This window comes from Enterococcus alishanensis, assembly GCF_019218635.1.
GTDB lineage: Bacteria > Bacillota > Bacilli > Lactobacillales > Enterococcaceae > Enterococcus_A > Enterococcus_A alishanensis.
Genome location: NZ_JAHUZB010000039.1, coordinates 1 through 435 on the forward strand (window position 1 = coordinate 1; position 435 = coordinate 435).

Sequence of the window (435 nt, forward strand, 5' to 3'; positions counted from 1 at the left end):
CTACAGCACTGGACCATCGGTAGGCATGTTCGCCAGCATCATCAACGGCACGGTCCGCAACCTGAAGGTGGATCGCGCCATGGTCAGCGGCTCGCAAAGCCCGCAGGCCATGCAACTGGGCGTGCTGGCTGGCTCCAACTTTGGCAATATCAGCAACGTCCATGTCACCAACAGCATGGTGATAGGCAGCCGCAATTCGCATGTCATGGGCGGGCTGGTCGGCAACTACTTCGGGGGCGATATCAACAATGCGTCCTTCAGCGGCAATGTAGTGGGCAACGCCAACAGCACCGCGATAGGCGGCCTGATCGGACTGGCGCAGGAGACGCCGCGCGCCAAGCAGATCAGCAACAGCTGGGTAACCGCCTACATCTCCGGCTCAGGCCACCGCGGCAACGTCGCCGTCGGCGGTCTGGTAGGCAAGAACATGGGCGC

At 62.1% G+C, this 435-nt stretch carries 1 protein-coding gene; it reads left to right on the forward strand.

The features are described 5' to 3' along the window. Positions 1-25 precede the first annotated feature (25 nt). The coding region (locus KUA55_RS18180; protein WP_218327773.1) for a GLUG motif-containing protein at positions 26-435 on the forward strand (410 nt) is incomplete at its 3' end.